The sequence below is a fragment of the Pseudomonas cichorii genome, assembly GCF_018343775.1.
Classification (GTDB): domain Bacteria; phylum Pseudomonadota; class Gammaproteobacteria; order Pseudomonadales; family Pseudomonadaceae; genus Aquipseudomonas; species Aquipseudomonas cichorii.
In genome coordinates this window covers 4,789,740-4,804,786 of sequence record NZ_CP074349.1, presented here as the reverse complement: position 1 = coordinate 4,804,786, position 15,047 = coordinate 4,789,740, and the positions used below count along the sequence as shown (strand labels likewise).

General features: G+C 58.1%; 12 protein-coding genes. 3 read left to right on the top strand and 9 right to left on the bottom strand.

Going from position 1 to position 15,047, the window contains the following annotated elements; all coding sequences use genetic code 11:
* Positions 1-55 precede the first annotated feature (55 nt).
* The 3 genes from KGD89_RS20455 to KGD89_RS20445 are packed head-to-tail and all read right to left on the bottom strand — an operon-like array spanning position 56 to position 5,811.
* On the bottom strand, positions 56-1,516 hold the full coding sequence (locus tag KGD89_RS20455) for an AdeC/AdeK/OprM family multidrug efflux complex outer membrane factor (RefSeq protein ID WP_025261627.1): 1,461 nt from the start codon (positions 1,514-1,516) through the stop codon (positions 56-58).
* Entirely contained in the window at positions 1,513-4,647 is a 3,135-nt protein-coding gene (locus KGD89_RS20450; protein WP_025261626.1) for an efflux RND transporter permease subunit, read from the bottom strand. Before KGD89_RS20450 ends, KGD89_RS20455 begins: the two co-directional genes overlap by 4 nt.
* A gap of 3 nt (positions 4,648-4,650) precedes the next feature.
* Positions 4,651-5,811 carry an efflux RND transporter periplasmic adaptor subunit gene (locus KGD89_RS20445; protein WP_025261625.1) on the bottom strand — a complete coding sequence of 387 codons (1,161 nt, stop codon included), beginning with the start codon at positions 5,809-5,811 and terminating at the stop codon, positions 4,651-4,653.
* A gap of 236 nt (positions 5,812-6,047) precedes the next feature.
* Between KGD89_RS20445 and KGD89_RS20440 the strand changes: the two genes are divergently transcribed.
* Together KGD89_RS20440 and KGD89_RS20435 are read left to right on the top strand one after the other, a co-directional pair.
* A complete protein-coding gene (locus KGD89_RS20440; RefSeq protein ID WP_025261624.1) occupies positions 6,048-6,680 on the top strand; it encodes a TetR family transcriptional regulator in 633 nt (210 codons plus the stop codon).
* A gap of 469 nt (positions 6,681-7,149) precedes the next feature.
* Positions 7,150-8,280: a DUF3396 domain-containing protein gene (locus tag KGD89_RS20435; protein WP_025261623.1), complete on the top strand. Its 1,131-nt coding sequence runs from the start codon at positions 7,150-7,152 to the stop codon at positions 8,278-8,280.
* Between the two features lie 3 nt (positions 8,281-8,283).
* Here KGD89_RS20435 and KGD89_RS20430 read toward each other — a convergent pair whose 3' ends face one another.
* Positions 8,284-9,732, bottom strand: coding sequence for an MDR family MFS transporter (locus KGD89_RS20430; protein WP_162883701.1), 1,449 nt, complete (start codon positions 9,730-9,732; stop codon positions 8,284-8,286).
* Positions 9,733-9,872: 140 nt separating this feature from the next.
* Complete coding sequence (locus tag KGD89_RS20425; RefSeq protein ID WP_162883700.1) at positions 9,873-10,043, bottom strand: hypothetical protein; 171 nt, start codon at positions 10,041-10,043, stop codon at positions 9,873-9,875.
* A gap of 175 nt (positions 10,044-10,218) precedes the next feature.
* Between KGD89_RS20425 and KGD89_RS20420 the strand changes: the two genes are divergently transcribed.
* Positions 10,219-10,458, top strand: coding sequence for a hypothetical protein (locus KGD89_RS20420; RefSeq protein WP_025261621.1), 240 nt, complete (start codon positions 10,219-10,221; stop codon positions 10,456-10,458).
* Here the strand turns inward: KGD89_RS20420 and KGD89_RS20415 are convergent, their stop codons facing one another.
* The 4 genes from KGD89_RS20415 to KGD89_RS20400 all read right to left on the bottom strand — a co-directional run bounded on the left by KGD89_RS20415 (position 10,459) and on the right by KGD89_RS20400 (position 15,047).
* Positions 10,459-11,082 carry a flavin reductase family protein gene (locus KGD89_RS20415; protein ID WP_025261620.1) on the bottom strand — a complete coding sequence of 208 codons (624 nt, stop codon included), beginning with the start codon at positions 11,080-11,082 and terminating at the stop codon, positions 10,459-10,461.
* 106 nt (positions 11,083-11,188) lie between these two features.
* Positions 11,189-11,581 carry a hypothetical protein gene (locus tag KGD89_RS20410; protein ID WP_025261619.1) on the bottom strand — a complete coding sequence of 131 codons (393 nt, stop codon included), beginning with the start codon at positions 11,579-11,581 and terminating at the stop codon, positions 11,189-11,191.
* A 355-nt stretch (positions 11,582-11,936) separates the two neighbouring features.
* Entirely contained in the window at positions 11,937-13,265 is a 1,329-nt protein-coding gene (locus tag KGD89_RS20405) for an MFS transporter (RefSeq protein WP_025261617.1), read from the bottom strand.
* Between the two features lie 183 nt (positions 13,266-13,448).
* Positions 13,449-15,047, bottom strand: coding sequence for a molecular chaperone DnaJ (locus KGD89_RS20400; RefSeq protein WP_025261616.1), 1,599 nt, complete (start codon positions 15,045-15,047; stop codon positions 13,449-13,451).

The following is a 15,047-nucleotide window of genomic DNA, read 5'->3' as shown; positions in this document are numbered from 1 at the left end:
CGTTTTCCGGGCATAAAAAAACCACCTGTTACGGTGGTTTTTTTGTGAAGGCCGATCAGAACAGCTGGACTGACGGTTTCTCTTTGGCAATCGGTTGCGCACTGCTGGTCTGCTCGTACCAGCCGCCACCGAGGGCCTTGTACAGGTTGACCTCGCTGGTGAGCTGGGACAGGCGATCAGTGATCAGCGTCTGTTGCGCGCTGAACAGCGAGCGCTGTGCGTCGAGGAACGTCAGGTTGCTGTCGATACCGATGCGATAGCGACGCTCGGCAAGACGGTAGTAGTCCTGGTTGGCCGTGACGAAATCACGCTGCGCCTGGAGCTGCTCGTTATAGGTCTTGCGCGAGGCCAGGCCATCGGAGACTTCCTGGAATGCGGTCTGAATCGCCTTCTCATAGTTGGCGACGTTGATTTCCTTCTGGATCTTGGAGTAATCCAGGCTGGCACGCAGGTTACCGGCGTTGAAGATCGGCAGGTTGATGCTTGGCTGGAACAGCCAGGTCCCCGAACCGCCCTTGAACAGTCCCGACAGGTCGGGGCTGGCCGTACCGGCATTGGCCGTCAGCGTGATGCTCGGGAAGAACGCTGCACGTGCTGCTCCGATGTTGGCATTGGCTGCCATCAGGTTATGTTCGGCCTGCAGGATATCCGGGCGGCGTTGCAGCAGGTCGGACGGCAGACCAACCGGCATTTCGGTCAGCAGGTCGGCAGACAGCGGCTGCGCTTCTGGAAGGTTGTCAGGCAGGGCAGAGCCCAGCAGCATGGTCAGGTTGTTCTGATCCTGCGCGACCAGTCGTTGGTACTGGGCCAGTCTGGCACGGGCACTTTCAACCGAGGTACGCGACTGGCTCAGGTCCAGAGCCGAAGCGACACCCACTTCATTGCTGCGCGAAGTCAGGCGATAGCTTTCCTCGTAGGTCTTGAGGGTTTCCTGCGTCAGCTTGAGCAGTTCCTTGTCGGCCTGCCAGGTCAGGTAAGCGTTGGCGACGTTGGCCACCAGACTGATCTGGGTGCTGCGGCGTGCTTCTTCACTGGCGAAGTAGGTCTGCAAGGCCTGATCGCTGAGGCTGCGCACACGACCGAACAGGTCCAGCTCATAGGAGCTGATACCCAGGTTTGCCGAGTAGGAGCTGGTGATGCCGGCCTCGCCACTGGTGGACATGTCGGCTGGCACGCGCTGGCGTGAGCCCGTGGCATTGGCCGAGACGGCCGGGAACAGGTCGGAACGCTGGATGCGGTATTGCGCGCGGTAAGCGTCGATGTTCAGGGCCGCGACCCGCAGGTCACGGTTGTTGACCAGTGCCGTCTGGATCAGCTGTTGCAGTGCCGGGTCACGGAAGAACTGACGCCAGCCTTGCTCGGCGGCCGCTCTTTCGGCGTTTTCGGCCGGCAGGTAGGCAGGACCTTGCGGGTACTGTGCTGCAACCGGTGATTCCGGCTGCTTGTACTCGGGAATCAGGGAGCAGCCGCTGAGAATGAACGCGGTAACTGCCAGAGAAATCAGGGACTTGCTCATTGGCCAGCCTCATCGTGAGAGATAGGTTTCTGCTTGCTCTTGAAGAGCGCCGATATCGATACGAAAAACAGTGGCACCCAGAAGATGGCCAGTACGACGGCGGTGATCATACCGCCAATGACGCCTGTACCAATCGAGTGTTGGCTGCCCGAGCCTGCGCCCGTGGAGATTGTCAGTGGGACAACACCCAGGATGAAGGCCATGGAGGTCATGATGATCGGACGCAGGCGCATCCGGCAAGCCTCAATTGCAGCGTCAGTCAGGGTTTTCCCCTGCTCGTGGAGTTCCTTGGCGAACTCCACGATGAGGATGGCGTTTTTCGCAGCCAGACCGACTGTCACCAGCAACCCTACCTGGAAGAACACGTCGTTCGACAGGCCGCGCATGCTGGTTGCGATCAACGCACCGATGACGCCTAGTGGAACTACCAGCATGACCGCGATCGGAATCGACCAGCTTTCATACAGCGCTGCCAGACAGAGGAAGACCACCAGCAGGGAAAGTGCATACAGCGCAGGTGCCTGCGACCCGGACAGACGCTCCTCATAGGACAGACCTGTCCAGGAGATGCCGATGCCAGGTGGCAGTTTCTTGGCCAGTGCTTCTACTTCGGCCATGGCCTCGCCGGTACTGTAGCCCGGAGCCGGTGTACCGAGAATTTCCTCCGCTGCCACGCCGTTGTAGCGTGACAGTTTAGGCGAGCCGTAGACCCACTTGCCGCTGGCGAATGCCGAGAACGGCACCATCTCGCCCGCGCTGTTGCGCACGTACCATTTGTTCAGGTCTTCCGGGGTCATCCGGGCGCCAGAGTCGCCTTGCAGGTACACCTTCTTCACACGACCACGGTCGATGAAGTCGTTGACGTAGCGACCACCCAGGGCAATCGACAGAGTGTTGTTGATGTCCGACAGCGTTATCCCAAGGGCGCTGGCCCGTTCGTCATCAATGATCAACTGGTACTGCGGCTCATCGTTCAGACCGTTGGGACGTACGCCTGCCAGAACCTTGCTCTGGGACGCCATGCCCAGGAACTGGTTACGTGCTTCCATGAGTTTTTCATGGCCCACACCACCCTGGTCTTGCAGGTAAACGTCGAAACCGGTGGCGTTACCCAGTTCCAGAACCGATGGAGGGACTACGGCGAACACCATGGCATCGCGGAAGCTGAAGAAGTGTGCCTGGGCACGCTTGGCCAGCTCGAAAACGCTGTTTTCAGCCGAACGTTCATCCCATGGCTTGAGCATCACGAACGCAATCGCAGAGCTCTGGCCGCGACCGGCGAAGTTGAAGCCGTTGACCGAGAACACCGATTTGACGGCGCCGCTTTCCTTGGTCAGCAGGTAATCGCGCATATTGTCGATGACTTGCTGTGTACGCTCCGACGACGAACCGGCCGGCGTCTGGATCTGGGCGAAGAGTACGCCCTGATCTTCTTCTGGCAGGAACGCAGCCGGAATACGGGTGAACATCCAGATCATGCCAACGCAGATCAGGACATAGCCCAGGTACGCCGGGAATTTATGCTTGAGCATATTGCCCACGCCGCGCTCGTAGCTTTCTACGCTGCGGTCGAAGGTGCGGTTGAACCAGCCGAAGAACCCGCGCTTGGGTTGGCCATGCTTCTCGTGATCGATGGGCTTGAGCATCGTGGCGCAAAGGGCAGGGGTGAAGATCAGGGCCACCACCACCGAAAGCGCCATCGCCGATACGATGGTGATCGAGAACTGTTTGTAGATCACCCCGGTTGAACCACCGAAGAACGCCATTGGCAACAGAACCGCCGACAGAACCAGTGCGATACCCACCAATGCACCCTGGATCTGCTCCATGGACTTGATGGTTGCCTGCCTGGGGGACAGTTTCTCTTCTGCCATGACCCGTTCGACGTTTTCCACCACGACAATGGCGTCGTCCACCAACAAGCCGATGGCCAGGATCATACCGAACATGGTCAGGGTGTTGATGGTGAAACCGAAGGCCGCGAGGATGCCGAAGGTACCCAGCAAGACTACGGGCACGGTCAGTGTGGTGATGACCGTGGCACGGAAGTTCTGCAGGAACAGGTACATCACCAGGAACACCAGGACAATCGCTTCGCCCAGAGTATGAACAACCCCGGAAATCGACTCGCTGACCACTGGGGTGGTGTCATACGGGTAGACGACTTTCATGCCTGGCGGAAAGAACGGCTCAAGCGATGAAACGGTTTTGCGGATGGCCTTGGCAGTGTCCAGGGCGTTGGCGCCGGGTGCCAGCTTGATCGCCAGGCCGGAAGCGGGTTTGCCGTCGAACTGGGAGTCGACGCTGTAGTTTTCTGCACCCAGGCCCACGGTGGCGACATCCTTGACGCGCACTTGAGAACCATCGGCGTTGACCTTCAGCAAAATATTGCCGAACTGCTCTGCGGTCTGCAGACGGGTCTTGCCGATGATGGTTGCGTTAAGTTGCTGGCCGCTGATGGCGGGCAGGCCACCCAGTTGACCGGAAGACACCTGGACGTTCTGGGCAGTGATAGCGTTGCTGACATCGACCGGGGTCAACTGGAAGTTGTTCAGCTTGGCCGGGTCAAGCCAGATACGCATGGAGTACTGGGCACCGAAGACCTGGAAGTCACCCACGCCGGATGTCCGGGAAATCGGGTCCTGCATGTTCGACACGATGTAGTTGGCCAGGTCTTCCTTGCCCATGCTGCCATCTTCGGACACCAGGCCGATAACCATCAGGAAGTTTCTCACTGCCTTGGTTACACGGATGCCTTGTTGCTGTACTTCCTGAGGCAGCAACGGTGTGGCCAGGTTCAGCTTGTTCTGCACCTGAACCTGCGCCGTATCCGGGTTGGTACCCTGATTGAAGGTCGCAGTGATGGTCATGCTGCCGTCGGAGTTACTTTCCGAACTGACATAGCGCAGGTTGTCGATACCGTTGAGCTGCTGCTCGATGACCTGCACCACAGTGTCCTGCACGGTCTGTGCAGAAGCGCCCGGGTAGGTCACCTGAATCGCGATGGCTGGCGGTGCGATGCTTGGGTACTGGTTGATCGGCAGGCTGAGGATCGACAGGGAGCCGATCAGCATGATCACCAGGGCGATTACCCAGGCGAAAATCGGGCGATCGATAAAAAATTTCGACATGGGTTACTCCCCTTTGCTGCCAGCGGCTTTTTCAGTGGCCGGGGCAGGCGCCGGGTTAGCTCCTTTGACGTTGGTTGCTTCTGCGACTTTCACTTCCGCGCCCGGTTTTACGTACTGCAGGCCTTCGGTGATGACACGATCACCGGCGTTCAGGCCTTCTTCGATCAGCCACTCGCTACCTACGGTGCGGTTGGCAACCAGGGTACGCAGCTCGACCTTGTTGTCCTTGTTCACGATCAGGGCAGTCGGAGTGCCTTTCTGGTCGCGGGTCACACCCTGTTGTGGAGCGAGGATGGCCTGGGCACTGATACCTGCTTGCAACTGGGCGTGAACGAACATGCCTGGCAGCAGACGATGCTCGGGGTTCGGGAAGACAGCGCGCAGGGTCACGGAGCCTGTACCCTGATCAACCGAGACTTCCGAGAACTCCAGTTTGCCTTCCAGTGGGTAAGCGCTGGAGTCTTCCAGAGTCAGCTTGACCTTGGCGGCGTTGTCGCCTGCCTTCTGTAGTTTGCCGCTCTCGAGGTCGTTACGCAGTTTGAGCATGTTGGCCGAGGACTGCACCACGTCGACGTAGATCGGGTCGAGTTGCTGGATGGTAGCCATGGCTTCGGTCTGGGCACTGCTGACCAGCGCGCCTTCGGTAACTGCGGAACGACCGATGCGGCCGGAGATCGGCGCCAGCACCTTGGTGTAGCGCAGGTTGATCTGGGCGGTCTGCAAGGCAGCCTGGGCTTCCTGGCTGGAAGCCACGGCCGTGTCGTATTCCTGACGGCTCACCGCTTGTTCGTTGACCAGTTGCTTGTAGCGATCCGCCAGGGATCTGGCCGACTGCAAGGTTGCCTGGGCGCTGGTCGCGGTCGCTTCATAGAGCGCAGGGTCGATCTGATACAGCTGCTGGCCGGCTTTGACATCGCCACCTTCAGTGAACAGGCGCTTGAGGATGATGCCGTTGACCTGTGGGCGCACTTCGGCCACACGGAAGGCGGTGGTCCGGCCAGGAAGCTCTGTGGTCAGTGCATAAGGCTGGGCTTTGAGGGTGACGACACCGACCTGAGGGATCTGAGCCGGCGGCGCCGCCTCTTCCTTCTTACTACAGCCACTGAGCAGTGTTGCCAGGGCGACGGCAGTGACCAGAACGGTAACAGCTGGCTTGAATTGCATGAAGATCCTCGGGGCAGGAGCCTGTTTACGCAAGGGAGTTGGAAATGTAAAAAAATATTTCGGCTAGATAAGTAGCATGCTAAGGAATATACTTACATTCACGGTTGTTTGTAAACATCTTCTTACCTGTCAGACGCCGGTGATTGCAAGCTCGGGACAAGGTCATACAAATGCCGCCCGGGCCCGTTTTCAGGTCTTGATAAACGACCCTGAAGAATTTTTTGAGGTTTATTGCCATGGTCCGCCGCACCAAAGAGGAAGCCCAGGTTACTCGCAGCCAGATTATGCAGGCTGCCGAACAAGCCTTCTACGAGCGGGGCGTTGCCCGTACGACGCTCGCCGATATCGCGACGCTTGCTGGCGTGACGCGCGGAGCTATCTATTGGCACTTCACCAACAAGGCTGAACTGGTGCAGGCGATGCTCGACAGCCTGAAAGAACCGCTTGAGGACATGGCCCAGGCCAGCGAGGATGAAAACGAAGTCGATCCTCTGGGCTGCATGAGAAAACTGTTGATTCGTTTGTTTCATGACATTGCAGTCGATCCGAAAACCCGGCGCATCAACGAAATCCTTTTCCATAAGTGCGAGTTCACGGATGAAATGTGTGATTTTCGGCGTCAGCGTCAAGCCAACACCCTCTTGTGTCATGAACGCATCCGCCTCGCGTTGAGCAATGCCGTTCGCCGTGGGCAATTGCCTGCTTCACTGGACGTTACACGCGCTGCGGTCAGCCTGTTTTCCTATATCAATGGCGTCATGTATCAATGGCTGCTGGTGCCCGAGAGCTTTTCGCTGTCCGGGAGTGCCGAGCAACTCGTCGACAGCTGCATGGATATGTTGCAGTACAGCCCTGCCTTGCGGGCCTGAGTGCGAGCCCGGCTGTGCGGCAGGTCAATATAGTCCTGACTTGCACGTACAGGCCAGTATCTAACGCGAGTTCTCCACGTTTTGGGTAGTGTGTTTACTTATCGTTTACCTTTGCGGTATCGGCACAGTCTCGCCAGCGCTATATAGATGCCTCGGGATGACAATCGTCTTGTAGGAGTCGAGTAGGACATTTCTCGAAGCATGTAGCTGATTTCCCAAACTGATTTCCGTGTATTGCTCCGCTCTCAAACTCCCTTCAATCTTCGTCCCTTAACAAACAAACGGGAGGGAGGTTGCATGTTTTTATTGAATCTTGCGCCCATATGCTCTGAAGTCGGCAGCAACTTCACCACTATCGAAATAGCCCGTTCTGGCTGTGGCAGGAGAGCAGCCGCTCGGGTCACGGCAGAGCCTTGCGTGTACGGCATGGACGCCACCCTGATCCGAAGGATCATCGGGAGGACCGGTCATGTCAGAAACCGTATCTGACCCTGTGAGGTTATTGGCCCGGCTTGGCGCTCAATCTGAACATCTGGCAGTGGATTGTTCCGAAGGCGTCCCGGTTGTCCGTCTTGGCCTGGTCACTACGCTGTATTTCAAGCAGGGTCATACCCAGGAAGCCAAGCGTCGCGTCGAGGCCTGTTTCTCGCGTTTCTACAACGCCTTCAAGCCGATGCTCAAATGGCAGCTCTACAACCGGATGCGGCGTCTTACGGCCTCGGGGTTTGCTTCTTGCAGGCGTCAGGTTCTGCAAAGCCCGCCGGATGTGCAGTTCGTATGGTCCATCGCCAGCGCTACCCAGGCCGAAGTCGCCACCTACAGCCTGTTTGTGATGAACACCTCGCAAGGGCAGGCCGACAATGACCGTTCCTGTCTGAAAATGGTTCTGCCCTGGTCATACCTGGCCGAGCCCGATGGCTTGAAGCGTTATGAGGACTGGATCAGATACCTGTGCAGTGAGGTCCAGGCCGATCACGGGTTTGGCAGTCTGGCCTGTGTGCTGCCAGGGGACGGCCATCATTACCTGCCGCTGGAGTATCAGTTTGCCCAGGAGTATCCCGGATTGATGGTCGATCCTGGCCCGCATATAGAAAGCCTGCGTCTGCTCGAGCACATCAAGGGCGTCGGTTGGTACACCGTATTGGGCGAGTCATTCGTCAAGCGGCTGAGCGGTAGCGATACGGTGCGTGGCCGATTGAGTGGCTGCAGCGATATCGTGTTCCATACCTACAGCAACGGCTTGATGATTCGTGCAGGCGCTGTGCCGCAGTTGGGCAGCCGTGGAGTGGCTCCCGATGTCTATCGGGAGGTCAACAAGGTCATCAAACCGATCCGCCTGCAGGACACCGGCTGCCTTCACCCTTATCTGGTTCCGGGCGTGGGGTTTACCAAGGAAACCACGGCGCAGTGGTACGCCCGTTTCGACGAGAAGCCTGTCCCGCCTGTCAATGCAGGCGATGCCTGTCCCAGATCCGGCTACTGGTTCAGCAATGCCAAGGTGCGTTCCCGACGCTTTTTCACTCAGGGTGAAATCATGCCTGCATTCGCCCATATCAAGGCCAGCCGAACCCAGTGGTTCTGGGCGCAGCAGGACGACTGAGCTTTATTTCCGTTCTGCGCCGCGCAGCATCTGGTTGGGCATGATCAGTGCTGTCGCCAGACCCAGCAGCGAAACCGCCGCGCTGATCATCAGCAAGTGACGGAAGGTCACCGCCAGTTCTGCACGCAAGGCTTCGAGGGCCGGACCGCTGGTGGTATTGAGGCTGTCGATCAAGGCATTGCCAGTACCGCCTTCGCCACCCAGCGAGCCGGGTTCGAGCTGGCCGATCCCTGTGTCTTGCAGCATGGCCAGCAGCAGTGCCGACATCATCGCCACACCCACTGCGCCGCCCAGTGAGCGGAACAGATTGGAGGTGCTGGTCGCCACGCCAATATCCTTGATTGCCACTGCGCTTTGGCTACCCACCAACGAGGTGGGGAACTGCATGCCACTGGCAATGCCGGTCAGGACCATGAACAGGCTTGTGAGCAGGATTGAGTGCGCGGGAGTGAACGCCATTCCCAGAATGGCGATGGGCATGAGCACTGCGCCGGCCAGGATCAGAGGCTTGTACTGACCGGTCACGGCGGTCCTTCGACCTGCGCAATAGGCGCCGATGGGAATCCCCATCGCCAAGGGCAGAAGATGCAGGGCTGCACTGTCGGCACCGCCGCCGGTGACGGTCTGGTAACGCATCGGCATCAGCACGATCAGTGAGATGGCCTGGAAGCTGGTAAAGAACACGGCGCTCCAGCACAACACGGCGCTGCGATTGGCAAACAGGTGCATGGGCAGCAGCGGTTCCTGAGCCTTGCGTTCGTACCAGACGAACAGTGACAGCGTGAACAGGGCGATACCGAGCATGATCAGAATCCGCGGATTGCCCAGGCCGTGACCCTGACCGATTTCGGTGATGCCCAGCAACAGGCTGGTCAGGCCGATGATCATCAGCACCGTCCCCAGATAATCGATGACCGGTTTGCGTTGCGGTACGGGCAGGCCATTCAGGGAGCGATAAGCCACGACCAGTGCCAGCAGGCCCAAAGGAAGATTGATCAGGAACACCCAGCGCCAGGACAGGTATTCGGTCATCAGCCCGCCCAGCACCGGCCCGGCCACGCTGGCGACAGCGTACATGCTGCTGAAATAACCTTGATAACGTCCTCGTTCGCGAGGCGGGACGATGTCGGCGACAATGGCCTGGCTGACCGACACCATGCCGCCAGCGCCTATTCCTTGAAGCACCCGTGCCAGTACCAGTTGTTCCATGCTTTGGGCAAACCCGCAAAACAACGATGCGAGGGTAAACAGCCCAAGGCCGAACAGCATCAGCCTGCGGCGTCCATACAAGTCTCCCAGCTTGCCGTAGATGGGCACGGCAACGGTCAGCGCTACCATATAGGCAGCGATCACCCAGGCCAGCAGGCCGATATCCTTGAATTGAGCGGAGATCGCCGGCATCGAGACGGCCACGATCGTCTGGTCCAGAGCACTGAGAAATACGGCCATCATCAGTGCGGATAAGATGCTGCGGATCTTTACAGTAGTGTGCGCAAGACTGGTCAAGGTAAACCTGAAAGCCGGGAGGGAAATTTGACCAGTCTAGTCCGATAGCCTGCTAATCGATAGCTGACTTTGTTTAATCGCGGCTGTCATCGCAATGCGCTGAGCGTTGCAGAGGTCGGCACGCAATGACCAAAGCTGCAGGCCGCAACCTTGGGCGCCTGGCGAGCCATCTCAATACGATAAGCACCCACCGCGTACATTCCGACCACTGCGAGTACACCCAATACAGCCATGCATTTTTTTATTTTTACGTTCATGGTGCATTCCTCATTCCCACTACAGAAAGGGCACAAGGAAATTGTAGGACAAGAATTGCACATCAACTGGTAGGTGCGAATTTATTCGCGAACACGGTTTGAATGAATTCGCTCATGCGTGCCGCAGCATTAGAATACGCCCCTTCGATTTATCCATCAGACAGGTCAGCTATCCATGGCACGCAAGGCATTCAATGCATATGAGGCGGTTTCCGCTGTGATTCCGGGTGAGGGCGGTTACAGCGCGGCGATTGCGGTAAAGGCTCTGGAGGCGGGCGGTGCGCCCCGTTTTCATCCGGTATTGCCGGGAGAAAAATTCAAGACCGCCCATGACGCCGATCAGGCCGCCACTCAGGAACTGGAGCGGCTGACCGACGTAGATAGCGAAGGTGAACTGGTATGGGCGGGCGCGTAATCAGACCTTTGGACGGTGCATCTTGAAGAGCGCTTCCGGCCCCAGCTGGAAGTAGTCCGCCGGGCCGCCACCGCGCAGGATGGGTTCGGCGGCTGCGGTGTCGTAGACGCCATCCTTGAGCAGCCACTTGGCGATATGTACCGCCACCACTTCGCCCAGGATCAGCCAGCTGGGTACCAACTCCTTGTCGGCACGCTGCAGTTGCACGATCTGGGTGACCTTGCATTCAAATGATACCGGCGTCTCCAGCACGCGAGGCACGGCGACGATCTTCGAGGCCAGTGGCGTCAGGCCGGCCAGCTCGAATTCGTTCACATCCGGTGGCACGGCCGCGCAGCTTTGGTTCATGGCTTCGGCCAGGGCGCGGGTGGACAGGTTCCAGACGAACTCGCCGGTCTGCTCGATATTGTTGAGGCTGTCTTTGCGCCCGACACTGCAGAAACCAATGATCGGTGGAATGTAGTTGAACGCGTTGAAGAAGCTGTAAGGCGCGAGATTCAGCCTGCCCTCGCTGTCCTGAGAGGAGATCCAGCCAATCGGGCGCGGACCTACGATAGCGTTGAACGGATCGTGCGGCAGACCATGACCTTTGGCTGGCTCGTAGGAGTGAATATCGTCTGACATGGTTTGATTCCTGGTAACCACGGTTTCGGAGAGTCGATCATAGTAGACCTGAGCCCAGGAACAACAAAGCCCGGCACTGGCCGGGCTTGGGTGTCACAGGTGGCTATCACACCCGACGGTTTGCACCGACGCGGTCTGCACCATCAGCGGCCAGACGATTTGCACCAACGCGATCTGCGCCATCGGAAGTCAGGCGGTTTGCACCGACGCGGTCAGCGCCATCAGCAGCCAGACGGTTTGCACCAACACGGTCGGCACCATCGGAAGTCAGGCGGTTTGCACCGACGCGATCAGCGCCATCAGCGGCCAGACGATTTGCACCAACGCGGTCGGCACCATCGGAGGTCTGACGATTCGGGCCGATATTGGTGTTGTTTGAACCACCTTCAGCAACGATAGGTGCGTTCAACGAATCGTTGGCATTGATGGCTGGCAGTGCGAAAGCAGACGAAGCCAGAACAGAGAAAGCGAGGCCGAAAATCAGTTTGGTGGTTTTCATGGTGTGTCTCCAGTTTGGGTCGGGTGAGTTGTCATCCCGGTATGGAGGCAATGTTACGGGGCTGGTGATTATTAAGAAGTTAATCGGATTGCTACCCACCATCGCTGAAAATGATAGTAAGTCGCATCGCCCGGTTTTCGGGCCTTTCAGCGGGAAAGGGGTGTTTTTGGTGCGTTTCCTGAAAAACTTTGTAATAAAGGCTCTTGACAAATTAAAACATAAATATATTTAAGGGCTTGCATGCAAAATCAGGCTAAAAAACGCACCAGCCTGAAACAACTTGTCATGTTCGCTTGCCCATGAAAAAGGGCAGCCCATGACGCTGGCTGCCCTTGATCATCAATGAAACGCGAGATCAGTCGGTTTCGATACGCGAATGCTTGCGGGTGTCCTTCATGAACACATACACCAGCAGCGAGCATGCGATACAGGCCGTGACATACCAGTAGTAGCCGGTTTCCATGCCGATGCTCTTGAACCACAGGGCGATGTATTCAGCCGTGCCACCGAAGATCGATACGGTCAGTGCGTAAGGCAGGCCTACACCCAGGGCGCGGATTTCGGTCGGGAACAGTTCGGCTTTGACCACGGCGTTGATCGAGGTATAGCCGCTGACGATGATCAGTGCGGCCATGATCAGGAAGAACGCGCCCCACCAGGTCTGGATGGTGTGCAGGGTGGTCAGGATCGGCACGGTGCACAGGGTACCCAGTACGCCGAAGGCGATCAGGATCGGACGACGACCGATCTTGTCGGACAGACCGCCAACGACCGGTTGCAGCAGCATGAACAGGAACAGCGTCGCGGCCGAAATGGTGGTCGAGTCACTGATGCTCATGCCCACCGTGTTCACCAGATACTTCTGCATGTAAGTGGTGTAGGTATAGAAAGCCAGGGTGCCGCCCATGGTCAGACCGACGACGGTCATCAGTTCCTTGGGATGACGCATCAGGGTGCGCATCAGGCTTTCTTTGGGCTTGTCGTCTTTCTGTTTGCGGGTAAAGGACTCGGTTTCTTCCATGCCGCGACGCAGGAACAGCGCAACGACGGCACATAGCGCGCCGATGGCGAACGGAATACGCCAGCCCCAGCTGTGCAGCTCTTCGGTGGTCAGTACCTGTTGCAGCACGATCAGTACTGCCAGGGCGATGAGCTGGCCGGAAATCAGGGTGACGTACTGGAAGCTGGAGAAGAAGCCGCGACGTTCCTTGGTGGCCATTTCACTGAGATAGGTTGCCGAGGTGCCGTATTCGCCACCCACCGACAGGCCCTGCAGCAGGCGTGCAAAGACCAGCAGGATCGGAGCGCCGACGCCGATGGTTTCATAGCCCGGTGTCAGGGCAATGATCAGCGAGCCGAAGCACATCAGCAGTACCGAGGCCATCAAGGCGGCCTTGCGTCCTTTGTAGTCGGCGTACAGACCCATCAGCCAGCCACCGATCGGACGCATCAGAAAGCCTACGGCAAAGATCGCGGCGGTGTTGAGCAGTTGGGCAGTGCTGTCGCCCTTGGGGAAGAAGACTTTGGCGAAGTACAGCGAGAAAGCGGCATAGACGTACCAGTCATACCACTCGACCATGTTGCCGACCGAGCCGCTGAAGATCGACTTGAGACGGCTGGAGGTGGACTTTTCAGCGGCGGGTGCGCCAGCCGACTCTTTCGAGAGAGTGTTGGAGGTATCCATGGTGTTCCTTAAGTCATTATTTTTAGAAGGCAGCTGCACGCAGCCTGACCTGAGCTATAGCAGGAGTTGTGCCAGGCCCGAGAGGCCCGTTCCAGAGGGGATGAGGGAATGAAGTGAGCGGAAATCCGCCTATCCAGCATTTCTGGATAAGCGGAAAATTGCCGATATCAGCGAGGCGCCGGTTTATCGAGGGTGGCCGGGACCGAAAATCAGCACGGCCAGCACAAAGGCGAACATCAGACCGAGGATGATCATGACGCCCTTGCCGATATTCTCCGAGCAGTAGCGCTTCACGTGTTGCCATCCTCCGGTCTTTTCAGCGCAATGGCTTTGAAACCTGGAGATCCGGTAAGGAGAAAGCGCTATCCAGGCCACCAGCATGATGAGGTAGGTGGCCACTGCGATCGATCCGCTATTGGAGAAGGCGGCGCTTGCGACGCCTATCGGGATGCCATGACGCAGCAGTAATGCCTGATGCCCCGGCCAGCTCAGCCAGCGAGGCAGCAGCCGTTCACTCAGGTATTCATCCACAGACGCAAAGGAGGCGGAGACCGGCTTCCAGAACGACATGAACACGTAGAACACCAGAAGAATTACCACCGGCAAGCTGAATGCCGTGAAAATCGTATAGAACAGGTCGAATTTCCCGGCCCGGGACGTAGGGACGATGCCGGCTATCAGGATGAATACGAACCCGAACAGATAAGCTCTCAGGTAAGCGTTGAAGTGGACCTGGTCATAAAGCTTTCGCCAGCTCTTGAGGTCGGCGTCCGGGTACTGCGCCAGTGCTTCGGGGTAGCGATAGGTCAGGTCTTCGGACAGTTGCTCGCAACCTTCCCAGACCGCCGGGTCGCTGTTTCTGGCCATGCGCAGTTGCGTGTCCAGTGGCGGCGGTTCGAGCAGCAGCTTCGCCGCATCGCCGTGATGGCTGTTCTCAGCCAGCAGCTCTTCCAGGCGTTTGGCAAACCCGTATCGCTCACAGCGCTCGACAAGCCGCTGCCAGAGCGACGGCGGGTCGGTCGGGGTGTAATGCTTCTGATCCCAGTCGAAGAGCTGGCAGATGCGCTCGAACAAGGCCGGTGTCCAGTCCCGGGTATTGATCAGCAGGGTCATGGTCCAGCGTTGCAAGTGCTCGCGATGTTCCAGCTTTTCCAGCCAGGGCTGCTGTTCAAGGGCTTTGAGCTCGTCCAGGAACTGGCGCTCCTGCTGGCTTTCCAGCAGGGCTTGCAGGCGGGGCAGTGTTTCATCGAGCAGCGCCTGGGTCAGGCGTTTTTCCTGATGGGCACTGAGCGTCACCTTTTGCCAGGGCGTCAGCCATTGCAACTGGGCTACAGCCGCCTTGAGCAGTTGCAGATTGTCGTCGGTGTCGATCAGGCAGCGCTGTACGAGATGTTGCTGAAACTGAGCATCCGCCCCCAGATCCCTGGCCAACTGATGTTGTGAGTGCAGGTTTTGCGCTGTGGTCCTGTGTGCCACTTCGTACCAGCTCTGCTCCACAGGCGGAGGCGTGCTGACAACCGTTGGCTCTGAAACCTGTACGGTCTCGACGAGTTGCAGATGCATGAGCGGTTCAGGGCTCGCATCGACTTCTTCGTACTCGTCTTCATCCGCCTCATAGCGATTGCGTGCCTGATCCAGCGCCTGCTCATAAGCGTCGCGCAATCGCTGAAAGGCGTCCGGGTCCTCATCGGGCCGGTTCACTTTCAGCAGCTTTGCGTACTGGCGTTTGATGCTGCGCTCGTCGGCATTTCTGTCCAGCTCAAGGACGCTCCAGCAATTCAT